The sequence below is a fragment of the Nocardia sp. CDC160 genome, assembly GCF_035818795.1.
In the GTDB taxonomy this organism is placed as follows: Bacteria; Actinomycetota; Actinomycetes; order Mycobacteriales; family Mycobacteriaceae; genus Nocardia.
On record NZ_JAYKYT010000002.1, the window covers coordinates 1,129,582 to 1,142,541 of the forward strand.

The following is a 12,960-nucleotide window of genomic DNA, read 5'->3' on the forward strand; positions in this document are numbered from 1 at the left end:
TGGGCAAGCCTAACTGTGTGTAGTAGCGGGTTCTCCGGCAGTGTCCGCATCCGCGGACGGCCGTTCTACGGGGTCGGTCCGGTCGGCTCGACCGAAGGTTTTGCGCACCACCGGAGCGGTGCAACGACCCAGGTCCGGACCCACTGCCAGGGCCCGCATCTCGAGGTCGGTGCGCTCCGCGCCATCCCGGGTGGTGTACTCGTTCGAGCGCAGCTGCCCGTACGCGATGATCGGATCACCTCGCTGCAGCGATGCCTCGACTCCTTCGACGATCCCCCGTCGCCAACAGCTTACGGTGAGATAGAGCGTGCCTCCGTCCACCCAGTCACCCGCGGCCTGATCGTAGCGGCGAGCCGTGCTGGCCAGCCGGAAGCTCAGGACGTGATCCCCGTTCTGCAGCACTCGCCGCACCGGATGGGTGACGACCCGGCCGATGACCGCGGTATTCGCCTCGTACATTCCACTCCCCCTTGCCGATTCGAGCAACTGGTTTCCGTTGGCTTCCAGCTTCGCTCGACGGCAATCCCGCCAACAGGCCCGAGACGGCGAGTGTGGACAACTCGCGGGGTGTGGACAACTACAGCGTGGCGAGGTCGGTGTTGGCCCCGCACAACACGATTACCGGCCGCTCCCCCGCCGCCGGGACATACGCGCCGCTCTGAATCGCGGCCACCGCGGTCGCCCCGGCGGGCTCCACCACGATCCGGAACTCGCGCCACAGGTACTCGCGCGCCATCACGATGGCGTCATCGCTGACCAGAATGGACCGCACCCCGTACCGCGTGGCCACCTCCATGGCGATATCACCGATCCGGTTCGCCCCCAACGCATCCGAGGCCACACTCGACACGTCGACATCCACCGGACGCCCCGCCGCCAGCGCCGCGTGCAGCGTCGGCGCGCCCTGCGGCTCGACCCCGATCACCCGCCCGCGCAGCCCCAACGCCACCGCGACCCCGGCCACCAGCCCGCCCCCGCCGACCGCGACCAGCACCGGCGGGCGCCCCCGCACCTGCTCCTCGATCTCCAGCCCGACCACCCCGGCCCCCGTCACGATTTCGGGCAGATCGTAGGCGTGCAGCGCCATGGCCCCGCGCTCCTCGGCCAGCTGCCGCGCGTACTTGTGCGCCTCGGCGTAAGTCGTTCCGTGCCACAGCACTTCGGCGCCGTGCGACCACATGGCCGCCACCTTGGTGTGCGAGGCCGACTCGGGAACCACCACGGTGCACGACATTCCGCGCAGCGCACTGGCCAGCGCCGCCGCGATTCCGGCGTTCCCGGCCGAGGCCAGCACCACGCCGGTTTTCTCACCGCGCGCCTGCAGCAGCGCGTTCAGGCACCCGCGCACCTTGAACGTCCCGCCGTGCTGCAGATGCTCGAGCTTGAGCGTCACCGGCACCGGCCCGCGCGGGCCCAGGATGTCGGTGTGGAAGACCGGCGTCTTGCGGGTGTGCCCGCGCAGCAGGCGGCGGGCCTGGCGCACGTCGGATCGGTAGAGCCGCTTGACTTTTCGGGTCGCCATGGCGACGTCGTTCACTTACGTACCTCTCCGTCACGCCGGGCGAGCTCGGCGAACATGGCGTTGTACGCGGACAGGTCCGCGTCGTCGTCACGCTCGGCCTTGCGGTCGATCCGGTTCGCCAGGCGGGTGTCGCTGCGCGACCACTGGATGAGCAGCGCGAGCATCACCACGACCAGTGGGATCTCACCGCTCGCCCACGCGAGGCTACCGCCGGTGTGCTGATCGGCGAGCAGATCGCTGTTCCAACCAAGTCCGAGACTGCGGTAGAACCAACCGCCCAGGACGGTATCCATGCTCATCAGCGCGATACCGAAGAAGGCGTGGAACGGCAGCGAACCGAACACCATGCCCAGCTTGGTGAGCGGCTCCACCTGACGCGGCTTGGGATCGATGCCGATCACCACCCAATAGAAGAGGTAGCCGCTGAGCAGGAAGTGCACGTTCATGAACAGGTGCGCGCCGTGCGTACCGACGAACTTGTCGAAGATGCCGCCGAGGTAGAGCGCGTAGAAACCGGCGACGAAGAACACCGCGGCGATCACGGGCTGGGTCATGAAGCGCGACACCGGATTGTGCACCGCCGCCAGAATCCATTCGCGTGGTCCGGGCGGAGCGTCCCGACCGGCCGGTTGAATCGCCCGCAGCGCCAGCAACACCGGACCACCCAGCGCGAACAGAATCGGCGCCAACATCGACAGCATCATGTGCTGAGCCATGTGCACGCTGAACATGGCCGGTGCGTAGCGCCCGACCCCGGAACTCGTCGCGATCAACAGCGTCGCGCAGGCCGCCAGCCAGGCGATGGATCGCCCGATCGGCCAGGCGTCACCGCGCTTGCGCAGCCGCAGCACGCCGAGCACGTACACCACGGCCAACACGATGGCGAGCGTGCCGAAGATCAGATCGAACCGCCAGTCGAACAGGATCCGCGCGACGGTCGGCGGACCGGCCAGGTTGTAGCCGATCTCGACCTCGGTCGGGGTGGGCACGGTGCGCAGCTCCGGTGGCGGCGTGCGCCCCAGACCGACCGCCAGGCCGACGGTCGCGGCAAAGACCAGCGCCTCGACTCCCGCGAAGCGAATGAGCGCACCCCGATCACTCGGATCCTTCTCCAGATCCGGAATCGCGCGCTGCCGCTGCAGGAATCCGATGATGCCCAGAATGATCAGCGCCGCGGCCTTGGCGAGCACGAGTTTGCCGTAGGTAGTACTGAACAGATCCGACCACGGCACCCGCACGTAGGCGTTGATCACACCGCTGGCCGCGATCACCGCGAACGAGACGGTCGCCACTTTCGAGAACCGTCGCACCGCCAGCGCGGTGTACTTGCCGTCCCGCAGCGCGTAGGCGAGCACGGCGAACAGGCCACCCACCCAGAAGCAGGCCGAAACCAGGTGCAGGATCAGGCTGTTGGTGGCCAGGTCGTGCGCGCCGCCCGAGGAGGAATGCCCGGTCAGCGCGACCGGCAGCAGCGACAGCACCGACAGCCAGAGCAGCACGGGAGTCCACCCCCAGCGCAGCGCGATCCGGCAGCCGATGGCCAGGACCAGCACCATCATCACGGTGAACCGCCAGGACCCGGCGACATCGACTTTGTCCGCGGCCCGCCACACCTCTTCGGGCCGCAGCGATTTCTGCAGCGGTTGCCCGGTGGTGTCCGACAGTGTCAGCGGCACCAGCAGAGCCGCTGCACCCGCCCAGACGAGCGCCGCGTTTCCCGCGCGCCGCAGGGCCCGATAACCGCCGACATCCAGCACCCCGCTGCCCTGCGGCGGCACGAAGAACGCCGCGAACAACAGCGACCCGACGGTCAACGCCGCCGAGAAATCCGCCACCGCTCGCACCGCGGGCAACCCGTAGGTCGTGAGCGGTCCCGGATCCGGAATGCCCAGCAGCGTCAGCGCCTGCGCCGCCGACAACCCCACGACCAGCGCCGCCACCAGTGCCGCGGCCGCCGCCCCGAGTGCCGTAATCGCCGCGAACGTCACCCCCGAACCCGACCCTTTCGCCGAAACGTCCGATCCTGCGGGCGGGTCCTGCGCTGACGACATGGACCAAGCGTAGTTCGGAGCGCCCATCCGGACTCCCCCAGGGTTTCCCGTCCTCCGGTCCGCACTCCCGCCCCGACGCGCCGAACAGTTGCTACGCGACGGTCCTTTGCTGATCTGGACGCTCGCTATACTTAACCCGCTGGACACCGAGATCGATTTGGGTCAAGGTGTTTGGTGCCCGCATCACCGCCGATGCCCGCACTGCCTCCGTAGCTCAGTTGGATAGAGCAAGGGCCTTCTAATCCCTAGGTCGCAGGTTCGATTCCTGCCGGGGGCGCATCGGGTGTATGACCAGCGACAACGCTGGCAGTTACACCTTTACCCACATCGGAGAACCCGCAAACCCGGGACCGAACCCCCCACAAACTCCGAACTTGCCGGACGTCGACCAAAAGTCGGGCAGCGCCACAATGCTGCCAGACAGCGCGGGTCGCAGGCAGCTAGGAGGTACGCAGCACTGTGCATACCACTTGGTAGGCTCCCCATGGAGCCGATCTTGAACTAACCGGGGGTGGCGCTCGAGCATGGTGATCCAGAATGTGAATTTCGGTGGTTACGACGATTGGGATGACGAACCACCAACGCCGCCCCGACCCGCTACGCAGGTCAGGCCACAGGCTGCTGCTGAACCGTCGACAATAATCGGGGCCAAACTTCCAGAGGTGATTGTGGTTCCCGCCCATCCGCGGCCTGACGACGATGGCTTTTCCATCGAACTCAGTGCCGAAGTCACGGGCGCGCCGGTGGCGATCGTGTTCTCGACGGTTGAGCGGTTGATTGAGCGGTTGGGTCGTTATCAGCCTTGGGTCATGGTTCCGTCGGCCGTCTTGCCCCAATTGCTTTGCACCGCCGCCATTTCGATCGTGCTCGATCCGCTGGAGAAGACCTGTCGTACCTGGTGGAGCAGCGCTCGGCTCGCCGCGATGCACCGGTATCAGAACAACATAGAAACCGCTGAGGCCAATCCGGTGGTGTTCCGCATATGAGTGCTGGTTTCGAGGTCGTTCTCGACGATTTGAAGTCGATGGCCAAGACCTTCAGCGACGAAGCGACGACATACGAAGCGCGCGTACCCGGCTTTCTTCCCGCGGCGGTGGATTCCGGCGACGGCACCCTGAACGAGGCGATGAAAGGTGTGCTGGAGCTGCTGGAAATCCTCAACCATCAGGTCGTCCGCACCATCCAGACGCATTCGGACAAGCTCGCCTATGCGCGGGATTCCTACGAGCGCCACGACATCGACAATCGCAAGCTGTTCGACGACCTCACCCAGAACCTGGACTGAGCCCACCGAAAGGAGTGCCGGATGAGTTGGATCGGCGGCGACCTGGCTGGTCTGCAGGCCATGGGCACGGCCATGCAAACCGCACCGGCATCGACCAACGATATTGTCGAAGCGCTGAGCTCGAAGGTGGACACCATCGTCGGTGATGCTGGATGGACCGGCAGCGGCGCGGATTCGTTCCGTAAAGCCTGGACCTCGACATCGATCCAGGTCGGCGCGGTAGCCACCGTCACCAGCAGCGCCGGAAAGATCCTCGGCGATCTCGGCGACAACTTGCAGGCCATCGAGGCCGATCTGTACAACGCCGCCAACGACGCGAAACTGCGAGGCGCGCAGATCGGTGACGACGGCAAGCCGCTGCCGCTGGTCATTACCGGCGACCCGGATACGGAGACCGCCAAGAACGCACGCCAAGCCCAATCCGACTACAGCGCCACCTATGATTCGGCAATCAAACTGGCACAACGGTTCCGACTACAGGCAGCCAAGGAACTCAACGACCTCGCCTCCCCGATCAAACCGACCGGCCACGACAGCGATTTCAGCTGGGACAAACGAGTGACGCTCGCCGACTACCTACGCGGTCTCTACGCGGTGCCGAACGAGAAGAACTCGCTGTGGGGCCAGACACTGCCCGACAAGATCAAGGCCGCGAATCAGACGGTGGACCAGGCGTTTCAGGACTACGCCAAAGCAAACTCGGACTTCATCGCCAAGGGCGGCCAGTTACCCATCGACGATCCCGCCCTCGCGAACACCTTCGCCGCGAACAAAGACCTCACCCAGTTGGAGAACAAACTGTCCGCCGCTGAGGCAGGAAAGGGCGAAGCCCCGCTGTCGAACCTATTGAACGTCAAGATCAAAGATGCGGACAAACTCATCCCGGCGCTGGAAAAGGTCACCCCGAAGGGCCTGAACTTCCTGAAGGAGATCCCGGTCGTCGATGTTGCCGCGTCTGGGGTGGTCGCGGAAATCCAGTCGCGCGACGATATTTCGAAGGGCCAGAATCCAACCTCGGCGCGCGCCTATGACTATGGTGCCGCCGCGATCGGCCTCGCGGCCGGTGCCGCCGCCGTCGCTTTGGCACCCGAAGCGGCACCGGTAGCAGCTGTTGCCGTGGGCGCCGGCGCGATCGTCGTCGGCGTCGGCGACACGTTCTACCAGGGATTCCATGAACACTGGGCCGAAGACATCCACGACCGCGGTGTGGTGAGCGGCATCACTCACGGCCTGGGCAATACGTTCTCCAACACCGGTCATGACATGGCCGATCTCGGCGGTAGCGCCTGGAACGCAACGAAGAACGCGACAACTAGCTTGTGGCACAAGGCATTCGGATGACAATGAGCGATCAGCAGTGGAGCGCGCCGCCCGTCGAGTCGATCAAAGGTCTCGGGACCTCGTGGTTTCGACGCGGACCGAGTTACTGGGCCCGGCGGGTGCTCGCCACCGTTCTATACGCGATCATCCTGTGTATCGGAGCCCTCCTCGTCGGCGGCCTGGTCATGGCCATCAACAAGGACGCGAATTCAATCGGTCGGGCCATCCTGTGGACCGTGGTGGTCGCAGTGGTCGCGGTCAGTCACTATCTGGGCTTCCGTGACATGAACCCCAGAAGACAGCAAATCGCTACTCCGAAGCGACGATCCGGTGCCACAGGCGCGGGGCTGGGTGCCGGTGTCGCCGCATTCGGAGGCTCCGCGCTGGGTGCGGGCATCCTCGCGATCGGCATGTTCGCCGGGGTGGGCTGGTTCACGGCCATGTTCGTGTACTCGCTGACCCGCTACCCCTCGGCCACCGAACTTCAAGCAGTGCAGAAGATGCGTGACTGGTATGCGCAACACCCGGAGATCCCCGACAACCAGCGACCCCACCAATTCCGGCGCGCAGCCCTCGGCGCATCGGAACGATGACTGAAACGTATTCAAGCCTGCGCCGGGCCTCCTGAGCTGTCTCAGGTTCGGAACCGACCTACACCCCAAGGTCGACCAGCCACTCCTCAACGAGGTCAATGGCCAGCTGCCTCTCAGCGAGGCGCGACCCTGTCGATGAGCGACGACAAACATTCGGCCGACACCTCTACGACGGACTTGCCGCTTGGCATGTGGGTCGAAACACACTGCGCCCCAGAATATTCAGCTGCCCGCCCCGCGGGATCTGCAACTCGAGACCGTCATGTCGCCCCGGGAGGCGTTCTTCGGGCCGTGCGAGACCGTGCCTGCCGAGCAGGCCGCGGGACGCATTGCGGCCGAACAGGTTACGCCCTACCCGCGGGTATTCCGGTGATCGTGCCGGGCGAGCTCATCGATGCGGCCGTTATCGACTACCTGCGTACGGGGATAGAGAACGGTATGAATGTTCCGGATCCGGCCGATCCCGAACTCCACACCGTGCGTGTCGTCGCACGGTGAGGGAGTTCGCTTTTCAGACGGCGGTTCCGTTGTTGGGGTCCATTCCGCCCAAGCCTTCCGGGGATTCGGTTTCGCCGTCGCTGTCGCGGTCGGCTGTCACGGCTCGATGTTCGTCCGCGAATTCGGTTTCCGGGTCATCGTCGAGATCCGCGCGCTCACGCGGATCGCCGCTGTTCGCCGTCATCGGTTCTCCTCGTTCCGGAATCGCTCGTCTCGAGATCGCTCTACCCGCGGACAGGTGTGGCAAACGGGCGGTCGGCTTCGGCTCGGCGGGCCGTGGCGGGGCGGTGGAGGCAGACGAAGAAGAGGACGAAGGCGATGGTCAGGAGGATGTGGCCGCCGCCGGAAACATGAGCCAGCAGGTCGCTTTCGGGGCGGCCTTGGACGGTGCGGATGCCGATTGCCGTCATACACGCCACTGTCCAGAGGACGGCCGTGTTGTAGGTCCAGAAGAACCAGCCGAACACACGCTGGGAGGACAGGTCGAATTGCTTGTCCAGGGCCAGCACGATCAGGAAGAAGAGGGTGCCGAGGGCCAGTAGATGGGTGTGGGTGACGGCGAGTTCGGTTTTGCCGGTGAAATTGTGGGATTTGGTGAAGTCGCAGTAGAACAGGCCTGAGAAGAGGCCGAGCAGGGTGTAGAGAGCCGCGGCGTAGTAGAGCTGTTTCATTGGGGTCCTTGGTTATTCGGCGCTGCGGCTGGTGAAGTCGAAGGAATCGCCGTCGATGCCCCAGGAGATGATGCGGTCGGGGTGGATTCGGATGATCGCGCGTTCCTGGGCCGGGAACAGCGGCTCCTCGTCGGGCAGGGCCTCGGCCGTGCCGCGGACCTCGATGCCGCGAATCACGTACGGGTCCACCGAAACCTGTTGGTCGACGACGAAGGACACCCGGCTGCCCGCCTCGACATTGCGGTATTTGCGGCTGGCGCGCATCCGCATGCCGCCGATGTCGATCGTGCCGTCGGCATTCACCCGGTAGCCGGTGGGGTTGTTCTGCACGACGCCGTCGGGTGACACCGTGGCCAGCCGACCGATTCCGGCCTCGGCGAGGAACTGCTGTTCATTGCTGGTGAAGCTCATGGCGATTTCTCCGTTCTGATTTCTAGCGCCGCTAGGCACGAGAGCAACGGTAACACTCGCCCAGTAGCTTGTCTAGCGTTGCTAGATTGAGGGTGTGCGAGTGGACGACGAAGGGACGAGCCTTGGGCGGCCGCGGGATTCGCGGCGGCGAGAGGCGGTGGTGGCGGCCACGCGGGAGGTGTTGCTGGAGAAGGGGTACGAGGAGCTGACGCTGACCGAGGTGGCGCGGCGGGCCGGAGTGTCGCGGCCGTTCGTGTACGACAACTGGGGCAGCCGATTCTCACTGGTCGAGGATGCGATATTCAGTGTGCCCGAACAGGATTCGCTGATCGATGAGAATGCACCGCTGGCCGCCGCGATGACGGAGCTGATCGCGGCCATGGTGCGGATTCAGTCGGATCCGGTTTATGTGGCGGGGCTGGCCGGAATCGCCGCCGAGCTGTACGGGCGCGATGACCTGATGGCCCAGATCGAGAGTCGCTACAGCGCGCCGATCCGGGCCGTCTACACGCGCTTGATCGAGCGGGGGAAGGCCGAGGGCACGGTGCGCCCGGATGTGGACGGCAGTGCGCTGTTCGACACCGTGCGAGGCGCTGTCATGATGCACATGCTGGTCAAACACCCGGACACCGACGGCTTGATCGAGCACCTGAGCTCGATCATCGTGCCGGGCATCATGATTCACCCCTGACGTCGCGAAAACCGATCCGGCCGAACCCATTGCCACTTTTCTTACGCCGCGTAATATAACTCCCGACGGGCGTGTGCTCTCGATCACGCCCGGAGACCGCAATGGAGGGGTCGTGGATCGGCAGAAGTTCGGGAAGCTCTTCGACCTCGGCGGGCGCACCGCGCTGGTCACCGGCGGCACCCGCGGGATCGGGTTGGCGCTGGCGGAGGCCTTCGTCTGCGCGGGCGCGAATGTGGTTGTCGCGGGCCGCAAACCCGACGCGTGCGCGGCCGCCGCCGCGCATCTCACCGACATGGGCGGGCGCGCTCTGGGTGTGCCGACCCACATGGGCGACCTGAAAGCCCTCGACGCCCTGGTGACCGCGGCCGCCGCCGAATTCGGCGGTATCGACATCCTGGTCAACAATGCCGCGAACCCCTCGGCGCAACCGCTCGGCGAAATGACCACGGCCGCATGGGAGAAGTCCTACGACGTGAACCTGCGCGGACCGGTCTTCCTGGTGCAGGCCGCCCTCCCCCACCTCGAAAGGAGTTCGCACGCAGCGATTCTCAATATCGTCTCGGTGGGCGCGTTCACCTTCTCACCCGGCACGGCCATCTACTCGGCGGCCAAGGCCGCCATGGTCTCCTTCACCCGGTCCATGGCGGCGGAGTTCGCCCCGCGCGGCATTCGCGTCAACGCCCTGGCCCCCGGCCCGGTGAACACCAGCATGGTGCGCAACAACCCGCCCGAATTCGTGGCCGCCCTCGAACGCTCGACCCTGCAGCGGCGGATCGCCGATCCCGATGAAATGGTCGGGGCCGCACTGCTTCTCACCTCGGACGCGGGCAGCTATATCACCGGTCAGACGGTGATCGCCGACGGCGGCCTGATCGCACGCTAGGAGATCGACATGACAGCGGTACGCACCGACGAGCGCCAGGACGGTGTCGTCCTGGTTACCATCGATCGCCCCCACCGGCGCAATGCGCTCGACCCGCAGACCGTGGCCGAGCTGCACACGGTTTTCGCGGATATCGCTGGCAGGCCCGAGATCAGGGCGGTGGTGATCACGGGCGCGGGCTCGGCCTTCAGCGCGGGAGCTGATCTGAAGTCGACACCGGAGGACTTCGACCGCACCGAGGCCACCCCGACCGCCGCGCTGCTGGGCGCGGCGACCTCCGAGCTGGCACGCACCATGGCCGCGCAGGAGCTGATGGCCTCCTTGTTCGAGCGGATTCATCGCCTGCGTCAGCCGGTGATCGCCGCCGTCAATGGCGCGGCGGTCGGCGGCGGTTTCGCCCTGACGCTGGCCTGCGATATTCGGATCGCCTGCCCGGAGGCCACTTTCGGCGCGGTGTTCATCCGCCACGGCGTCTCGGCCTGCGATATGGGCACCAGCTACCACCTGCCCCGGCTCGTGGGCGCTTCCCGCGCCGCCGAATTGATGCTCACCGGAAGGGTTTTCGACGCCGAGGAGGCGCTGCGCATCGGCCTGACCGTCGACACGGTGCCCGCGACGAACCTGATCGACACCGCGCTGGCCAAGGCGGCGGAGATTGCCGCGCACTCACCGCTGGCGGTCTGGATGACCAAGGAAACCCTGTGGCAGAACGTCGACGCGCCGAGCCTGCGCCACGCACTGGACCTGGAGAACCGCACCCAGGTCATGTGCACGGCGACCGGTGATCTGCACGCCTCCTTCGCGGCCTTCCGCGATCACTCGACCTCACGGTGGAAACCGTTGTAGGGCGAGCCATTTCACTGAAATACAGGAGTGGACAAATGAATACCGACTACCCGATCGGCTGGTTCGCGGTGGCGTTCTCCTCCGCACTCGCCGAACGCTCCGCCGCGCCGGTACAAGCCTTCGGCGAGCGGTTGGTGGCCTGGCGTGACGAGCAGGGCCGAGCACACCTGATGGACGCGTACTGCCCGCATCTGGGCGCACATCTCGGTATCGGCGGCACCGTCGTCGGCGATGCGCTGCAATGCCCGTTCCACGGTTGGCGATTCGATACCGCGGGCCGGTGCGTCGAGGTTCCCTACGCGAAGGTAAAACCCGCTGCGGGCGTACGGGTTTGGCCCGTCCGCGAGCAGAACGGCGTGATCCTGGCCTGGCACGGAGCGCCGGACCGGCAGCCCGACTGGGAGATGCCCGTGCTGGACCGCGATGGCTGGACACCGGATCTCACCGTCGAATGGACGCTGCGCGGTATCGCCCAGGACATTCTCGAAAACGGCGTCGACGGAGCGCATTTCAAGTGGGTGCACAAGTCGAGCATCATGGCCGCCACCGGTCTGCCCGAGGCCACCGAGCATTGCTTCCGCGTGGATCTCGCCCCGCTGGCCACTTCCGACGAAGAGCTGCCCGGCATTCCGCTGCGCAGCGAGATTCACGGACCCGGCATGGTCATGGCCGTCCACGCGGGTGAGGGCTTCGAAGGCTGCTACCGCCTCTACGCCACGCCCTTGGACCAGGAGCGCATCGTCCTGCGTGGGCTGGTATCGGTCAGTGCCGCACAGGATGCCGACCCGCTGAATCAGGTGATCTTCGATGCCGTCCGTGCCCAGTGGGAGAGCGACACGCTGATCTGGGACAACAAGATCCACCGCCCCACTCCCCTGCTCACCACCGAGGAACGCCTGATCGGCCAGTTCCGGCGCTGGTATCGCGCCAACTTCCTCGAAGGCGAGGCCCTGGCCGAGACGCCGAGCCGGGCCGGTTAGCCCGGGGCGGGTCGGGATTCGGGCTGTTTCGGGTCCCGGCCATCGATCACGAGGGGAGCGTCGGGACCCAGCGCCATACCGAACTGGGGGCGACCATTGGCGGCGAAGGTGAAGGGCTGGACGCGAATACTGCGACCCGCCCAGCCGGTGCCGGACTCCAGGCGGGCGTGGTAGGCGATCCACGGGTGGCCGTCGATGGTGAGAAAGCCATTGTGACCGGGGGCTATCGCACCGGAGGTCCCCGGCAGGATGGGGCCGCCGGACTTGGTCCAGGACTTGGGGTTCATGGGGTCCGCGCCCTGGGCGAGCTCGAGCAGTCCCAATCGGTAGGTGTCGTCGAAGCTGGCATTGGCGGAGAAGGTCATGAACAGGCGACCGTTGGGCGCGACCAGTGGCTGCGGGGCCTCGTTGATCAGCAGCCCCGCGTCATTGGGAACGGTTTCCCACCCGGCGGTGGGTGTCGCGATGCTGACGCGATCGCCGATCGGGGTCATCGGATCCGACATGCGGACGGCGCAAATGTCCTGCACCCGTGTGTCTTCCGGGTCACGCAGGCAGGACCAGAAGAAGTATCCGGCGTTCCGGTATTCCTGATAGACGCCGTCGATGCCCCACCCGCCGGGCAGGTCGAGCTTGCCGAGGAACTCGTAGGGGCCGGTCGGATCGTCGTCGCTCGACCGCAGCGCGTACATGCGGTGCGTCTCGTTGCGCTCGTCCTCCTGACCGGCGAAGTAGATCCACCACCGGTCGCCGATGTGCTCCAGTTCCGGCGCCCAGACCTTGGTGCACGCCGGGGCCGGGCAGGCGGGGTGCTCCCACACCACGACCGGTTCGGCCTGGCCCAGTCCGCCGAGGGTGTCCGCACTGCGGATGACGATGTTGTCATTGTTGTAGAAGTCGCCCTGCACCAGGTGAAATCGGCCCCGGTAGTAGCTCATGCTCGGGTCCGCGCCCGCCGCGAGAATCGGATTGGTGAATTGCTCACTGTGCGGCCCGTCCGCGACGGCATTCGGCGCGCCGATCCCTGTGATCGTCATTCCGCTACCCACCAGCAGCGCAATGACCAGCCCGAGCACCCCACGCCAACCCGTCATCATCGCCTCCCGCAAACGTCGAGAATCCAGTCTCGACGCCGCTCCCTGCCGGTTCAATCACTCCGCCGAAAGCCCAGGATGTCCGGCGTTTCGCGGGGGCTCTACAGGTAATCGA

The 12,960-nt window shown here is 65.9% G+C and carries 16 protein-coding genes, 1 tRNA gene and 1 pseudogene; 11 read left to right on the top strand and 7 right to left on the bottom strand.

Annotation, left to right across the window (positions count from 1 at the left end; translation table 11 throughout):
- Positions 1-9 precede the first annotated feature (9 nt).
- The 3 genes from VMT40_RS12740 to VMT40_RS12750 form a co-directional block, all read right to left on the bottom strand.
- Positions 10-459, bottom strand: coding sequence for a single-stranded DNA-binding protein (locus tag VMT40_RS12740; RefSeq protein ID WP_326358179.1), 450 nt, complete (start codon positions 457-459; stop codon positions 10-12).
- A 118-nt stretch (positions 460-577) separates the two neighbouring features.
- Positions 578-1,522 (bottom strand): threonine/serine dehydratase, encoded by a 945-nt coding sequence (locus VMT40_RS12745; RefSeq protein ID WP_326358606.1) that lies wholly within the window; start codon positions 1,520-1,522, stop codon positions 578-580.
- Positions 1,523-1,533: 11 nt separating this feature from the next.
- Positions 1,534-3,600: a cytochrome c oxidase assembly protein gene (locus tag VMT40_RS12750; protein ID WP_442789956.1), complete on the bottom strand. Its 2,067-nt coding sequence runs from the start codon at positions 3,598-3,600 to the stop codon at positions 1,534-1,536.
- Between the two features lie 176 nt (positions 3,601-3,776).
- Between VMT40_RS12750 and VMT40_RS12755 the strand changes: the two genes are divergently transcribed.
- The 7 genes and pseudogenes from VMT40_RS12755 (at position 3,777) to VMT40_RS39360 (ending at position 7,269) form a co-directional block, all read left to right on the top strand.
- A tRNA-Arg gene (locus VMT40_RS12755) sits at positions 3,777-3,850 on the top strand.
- Positions 3,851-4,097: 247 nt separating this feature from the next.
- A complete protein-coding gene (locus VMT40_RS12760) occupies positions 4,098-4,559 on the top strand; it encodes an SAV_915 family protein (protein WP_326358181.1) in 462 nt (153 codons plus the stop codon).
- Entirely contained in the window at positions 4,556-4,858 is a 303-nt protein-coding gene (locus VMT40_RS12765) for a DUF6317 family protein (RefSeq protein ID WP_326358182.1), read from the top strand. The genes VMT40_RS12760 and VMT40_RS12765 overlap by 4 nt, the downstream gene beginning before the upstream one ends.
- A 21-nt stretch (positions 4,859-4,879) precedes the next feature.
- Positions 4,880-6,199: a WXG100 family type VII secretion target gene (locus VMT40_RS12770; RefSeq protein ID WP_326358183.1), complete on the top strand. Its 1,320-nt coding sequence runs from the start codon at positions 4,880-4,882 to the stop codon at positions 6,197-6,199.
- A gap of 2 nt (positions 6,200-6,201) precedes the next feature.
- The gene (locus tag VMT40_RS12775) at positions 6,202-6,771 is read left to right on the top strand and encodes a hypothetical protein (protein WP_326358184.1); all 570 of its coding nucleotides are present in this window, start codon (positions 6,202-6,204) and stop codon (positions 6,769-6,771) included.
- Between the two features lie 129 nt (positions 6,772-6,900).
- Positions 6,901-7,131 (top strand): annotated as a pseudogene (locus tag VMT40_RS39355) (hypothetical protein); the annotation flags it as partial.
- Between the two features lie 9 nt (positions 7,132-7,140).
- The gene (locus tag VMT40_RS39360) at positions 7,141-7,269 is read left to right on the top strand and encodes a hypothetical protein (RefSeq protein ID WP_442789957.1); all 129 of its coding nucleotides are present in this window, start codon (positions 7,141-7,143) and stop codon (positions 7,267-7,269) included.
- A gap of 13 nt (positions 7,270-7,282) precedes the next feature.
- Here the strand turns inward: VMT40_RS39360 and VMT40_RS12785 are convergent, their stop codons facing one another.
- Genes VMT40_RS12785 through VMT40_RS12795 form a run of 3 tightly spaced genes read right to left on the bottom strand, consistent with a single transcriptional unit; the run spans position 7,283 to position 8,351 of the window.
- On the bottom strand, positions 7,283-7,453 hold the full coding sequence (locus tag VMT40_RS12785) for a hypothetical protein (RefSeq protein WP_326358185.1): 171 nt from the start codon (positions 7,451-7,453) through the stop codon (positions 7,283-7,285).
- Between the two features lie 40 nt (positions 7,454-7,493).
- Positions 7,494-7,940: a DUF2871 domain-containing protein gene (locus VMT40_RS12790; protein WP_326358186.1), complete on the bottom strand. Its 447-nt coding sequence runs from the start codon at positions 7,938-7,940 to the stop codon at positions 7,494-7,496.
- Between the two features lie 12 nt (positions 7,941-7,952).
- Positions 7,953-8,351, bottom strand: a complete 399-nt coding sequence (locus VMT40_RS12795; protein WP_326358187.1) for a PPOX class F420-dependent oxidoreductase — start codon at positions 8,349-8,351, stop codon at positions 7,953-7,955.
- A 94-nt stretch (positions 8,352-8,445) separates the two neighbouring features.
- On the opposite strand from VMT40_RS12795, the gene VMT40_RS12800 reads away from it, so the two are divergent.
- From VMT40_RS12800 to VMT40_RS12815, 4 genes are all read left to right on the top strand, one after another.
- Positions 8,446-9,042 carry a TetR/AcrR family transcriptional regulator gene (locus tag VMT40_RS12800; RefSeq protein ID WP_326358188.1) on the top strand — a complete coding sequence of 199 codons (597 nt, stop codon included), beginning with the start codon at positions 8,446-8,448 and terminating at the stop codon, positions 9,040-9,042.
- A 112-nt stretch (positions 9,043-9,154) separates the two neighbouring features.
- Positions 9,155-9,925, top strand: coding sequence for an SDR family NAD(P)-dependent oxidoreductase (locus tag VMT40_RS12805; RefSeq protein ID WP_326358189.1), 771 nt, complete (start codon positions 9,155-9,157; stop codon positions 9,923-9,925).
- A 9-nt stretch (positions 9,926-9,934) separates the two neighbouring features.
- Complete coding sequence (locus tag VMT40_RS12810; protein ID WP_326358190.1) at positions 9,935-10,771, top strand: enoyl-CoA hydratase/isomerase family protein; 837 nt, start codon at positions 9,935-9,937, stop codon at positions 10,769-10,771.
- 35 nt (positions 10,772-10,806) lie between these two features.
- Positions 10,807-11,751: a Rieske 2Fe-2S domain-containing protein gene (locus tag VMT40_RS12815; protein ID WP_326358191.1), complete on the top strand. Its 945-nt coding sequence runs from the start codon at positions 10,807-10,809 to the stop codon at positions 11,749-11,751.
- On the opposite strand, the gene VMT40_RS12820 is transcribed toward VMT40_RS12815, so the two are convergent.
- The gene (locus VMT40_RS12820) at positions 11,748-12,845 is read right to left on the bottom strand and encodes a glycoside hydrolase family 43 protein (RefSeq protein ID WP_326358192.1); all 1,098 of its coding nucleotides are present in this window, start codon (positions 12,843-12,845) and stop codon (positions 11,748-11,750) included. The genes VMT40_RS12815 and VMT40_RS12820 overlap by 4 nt on opposite strands.
- Between the last annotated feature and the right edge of the window lie 115 nt (positions 12,846-12,960).

Bases quoted from the DNA above. Each gene is read 5' to 3' on its own strand.
- VMT40_RS12820 (WP_326358192.1), bottom strand. From the start codon at position 12,845: ATGACGGGTTGGCGTGGGGTGCTCGGGCTGGTCATTGCGCTGCTGGTG.
- VMT40_RS12770 (WP_326358183.1), top strand. From the start codon at position 4,880: ATGAGTTGGATCGGCGGCGACCTGGCTGGTCTGCAGGCCATGGGCACG.
- VMT40_RS12765 (WP_326358182.1), top strand. From the start codon at position 4,556: ATGAGTGCTGGTTTCGAGGTCGTTCTCGACGATTTGAAGTCGATGGCC.
- VMT40_RS12740 (WP_326358179.1), bottom strand. From the start codon at position 459: ATGTACGAGGCGAATACCGCGGTCATCGGCCGGGTCGTCACCCATCCG.
- VMT40_RS12790 (WP_326358186.1), bottom strand. From the start codon at position 7,940: ATGAAACAGCTCTACTACGCCGCGGCTCTCTACACCCTGCTCGGCCTC.
- VMT40_RS12795 (WP_326358187.1), bottom strand. From the start codon at position 8,351: ATGAGCTTCACCAGCAATGAACAGCAGTTCCTCGCCGAGGCCGGAATC.
- VMT40_RS12745 (WP_326358606.1), bottom strand. From the start codon at position 1,522: ATGGCGACCCGAAAAGTCAAGCGGCTCTACCGATCCGACGTGCGCCAG.
- VMT40_RS12815 (WP_326358191.1), top strand. From the start codon at position 10,807: ATGAATACCGACTACCCGATCGGCTGGTTCGCGGTGGCGTTCTCCTCC.
- VMT40_RS12775 (WP_326358184.1), top strand. From the start codon at position 6,202: ATGAGCGATCAGCAGTGGAGCGCGCCGCCCGTCGAGTCGATCAAAGGT.
- VMT40_RS12750 (WP_442789956.1), bottom strand. From the start codon at position 3,600: ATGGGCGCTCCGAACTACGCTTGGTCCATGTCGTCAGCGCAGGACCCG.
- VMT40_RS12785 (WP_326358185.1), bottom strand. From the start codon at position 7,453: ATGACGGCGAACAGCGGCGATCCGCGTGAGCGCGCGGATCTCGACGAT.
- VMT40_RS12760 (WP_326358181.1), top strand. From the start codon at position 4,098: ATGGTGATCCAGAATGTGAATTTCGGTGGTTACGACGATTGGGATGAC.
- VMT40_RS12810 (WP_326358190.1), top strand. From the start codon at position 9,935: ATGACAGCGGTACGCACCGACGAGCGCCAGGACGGTGTCGTCCTGGTT.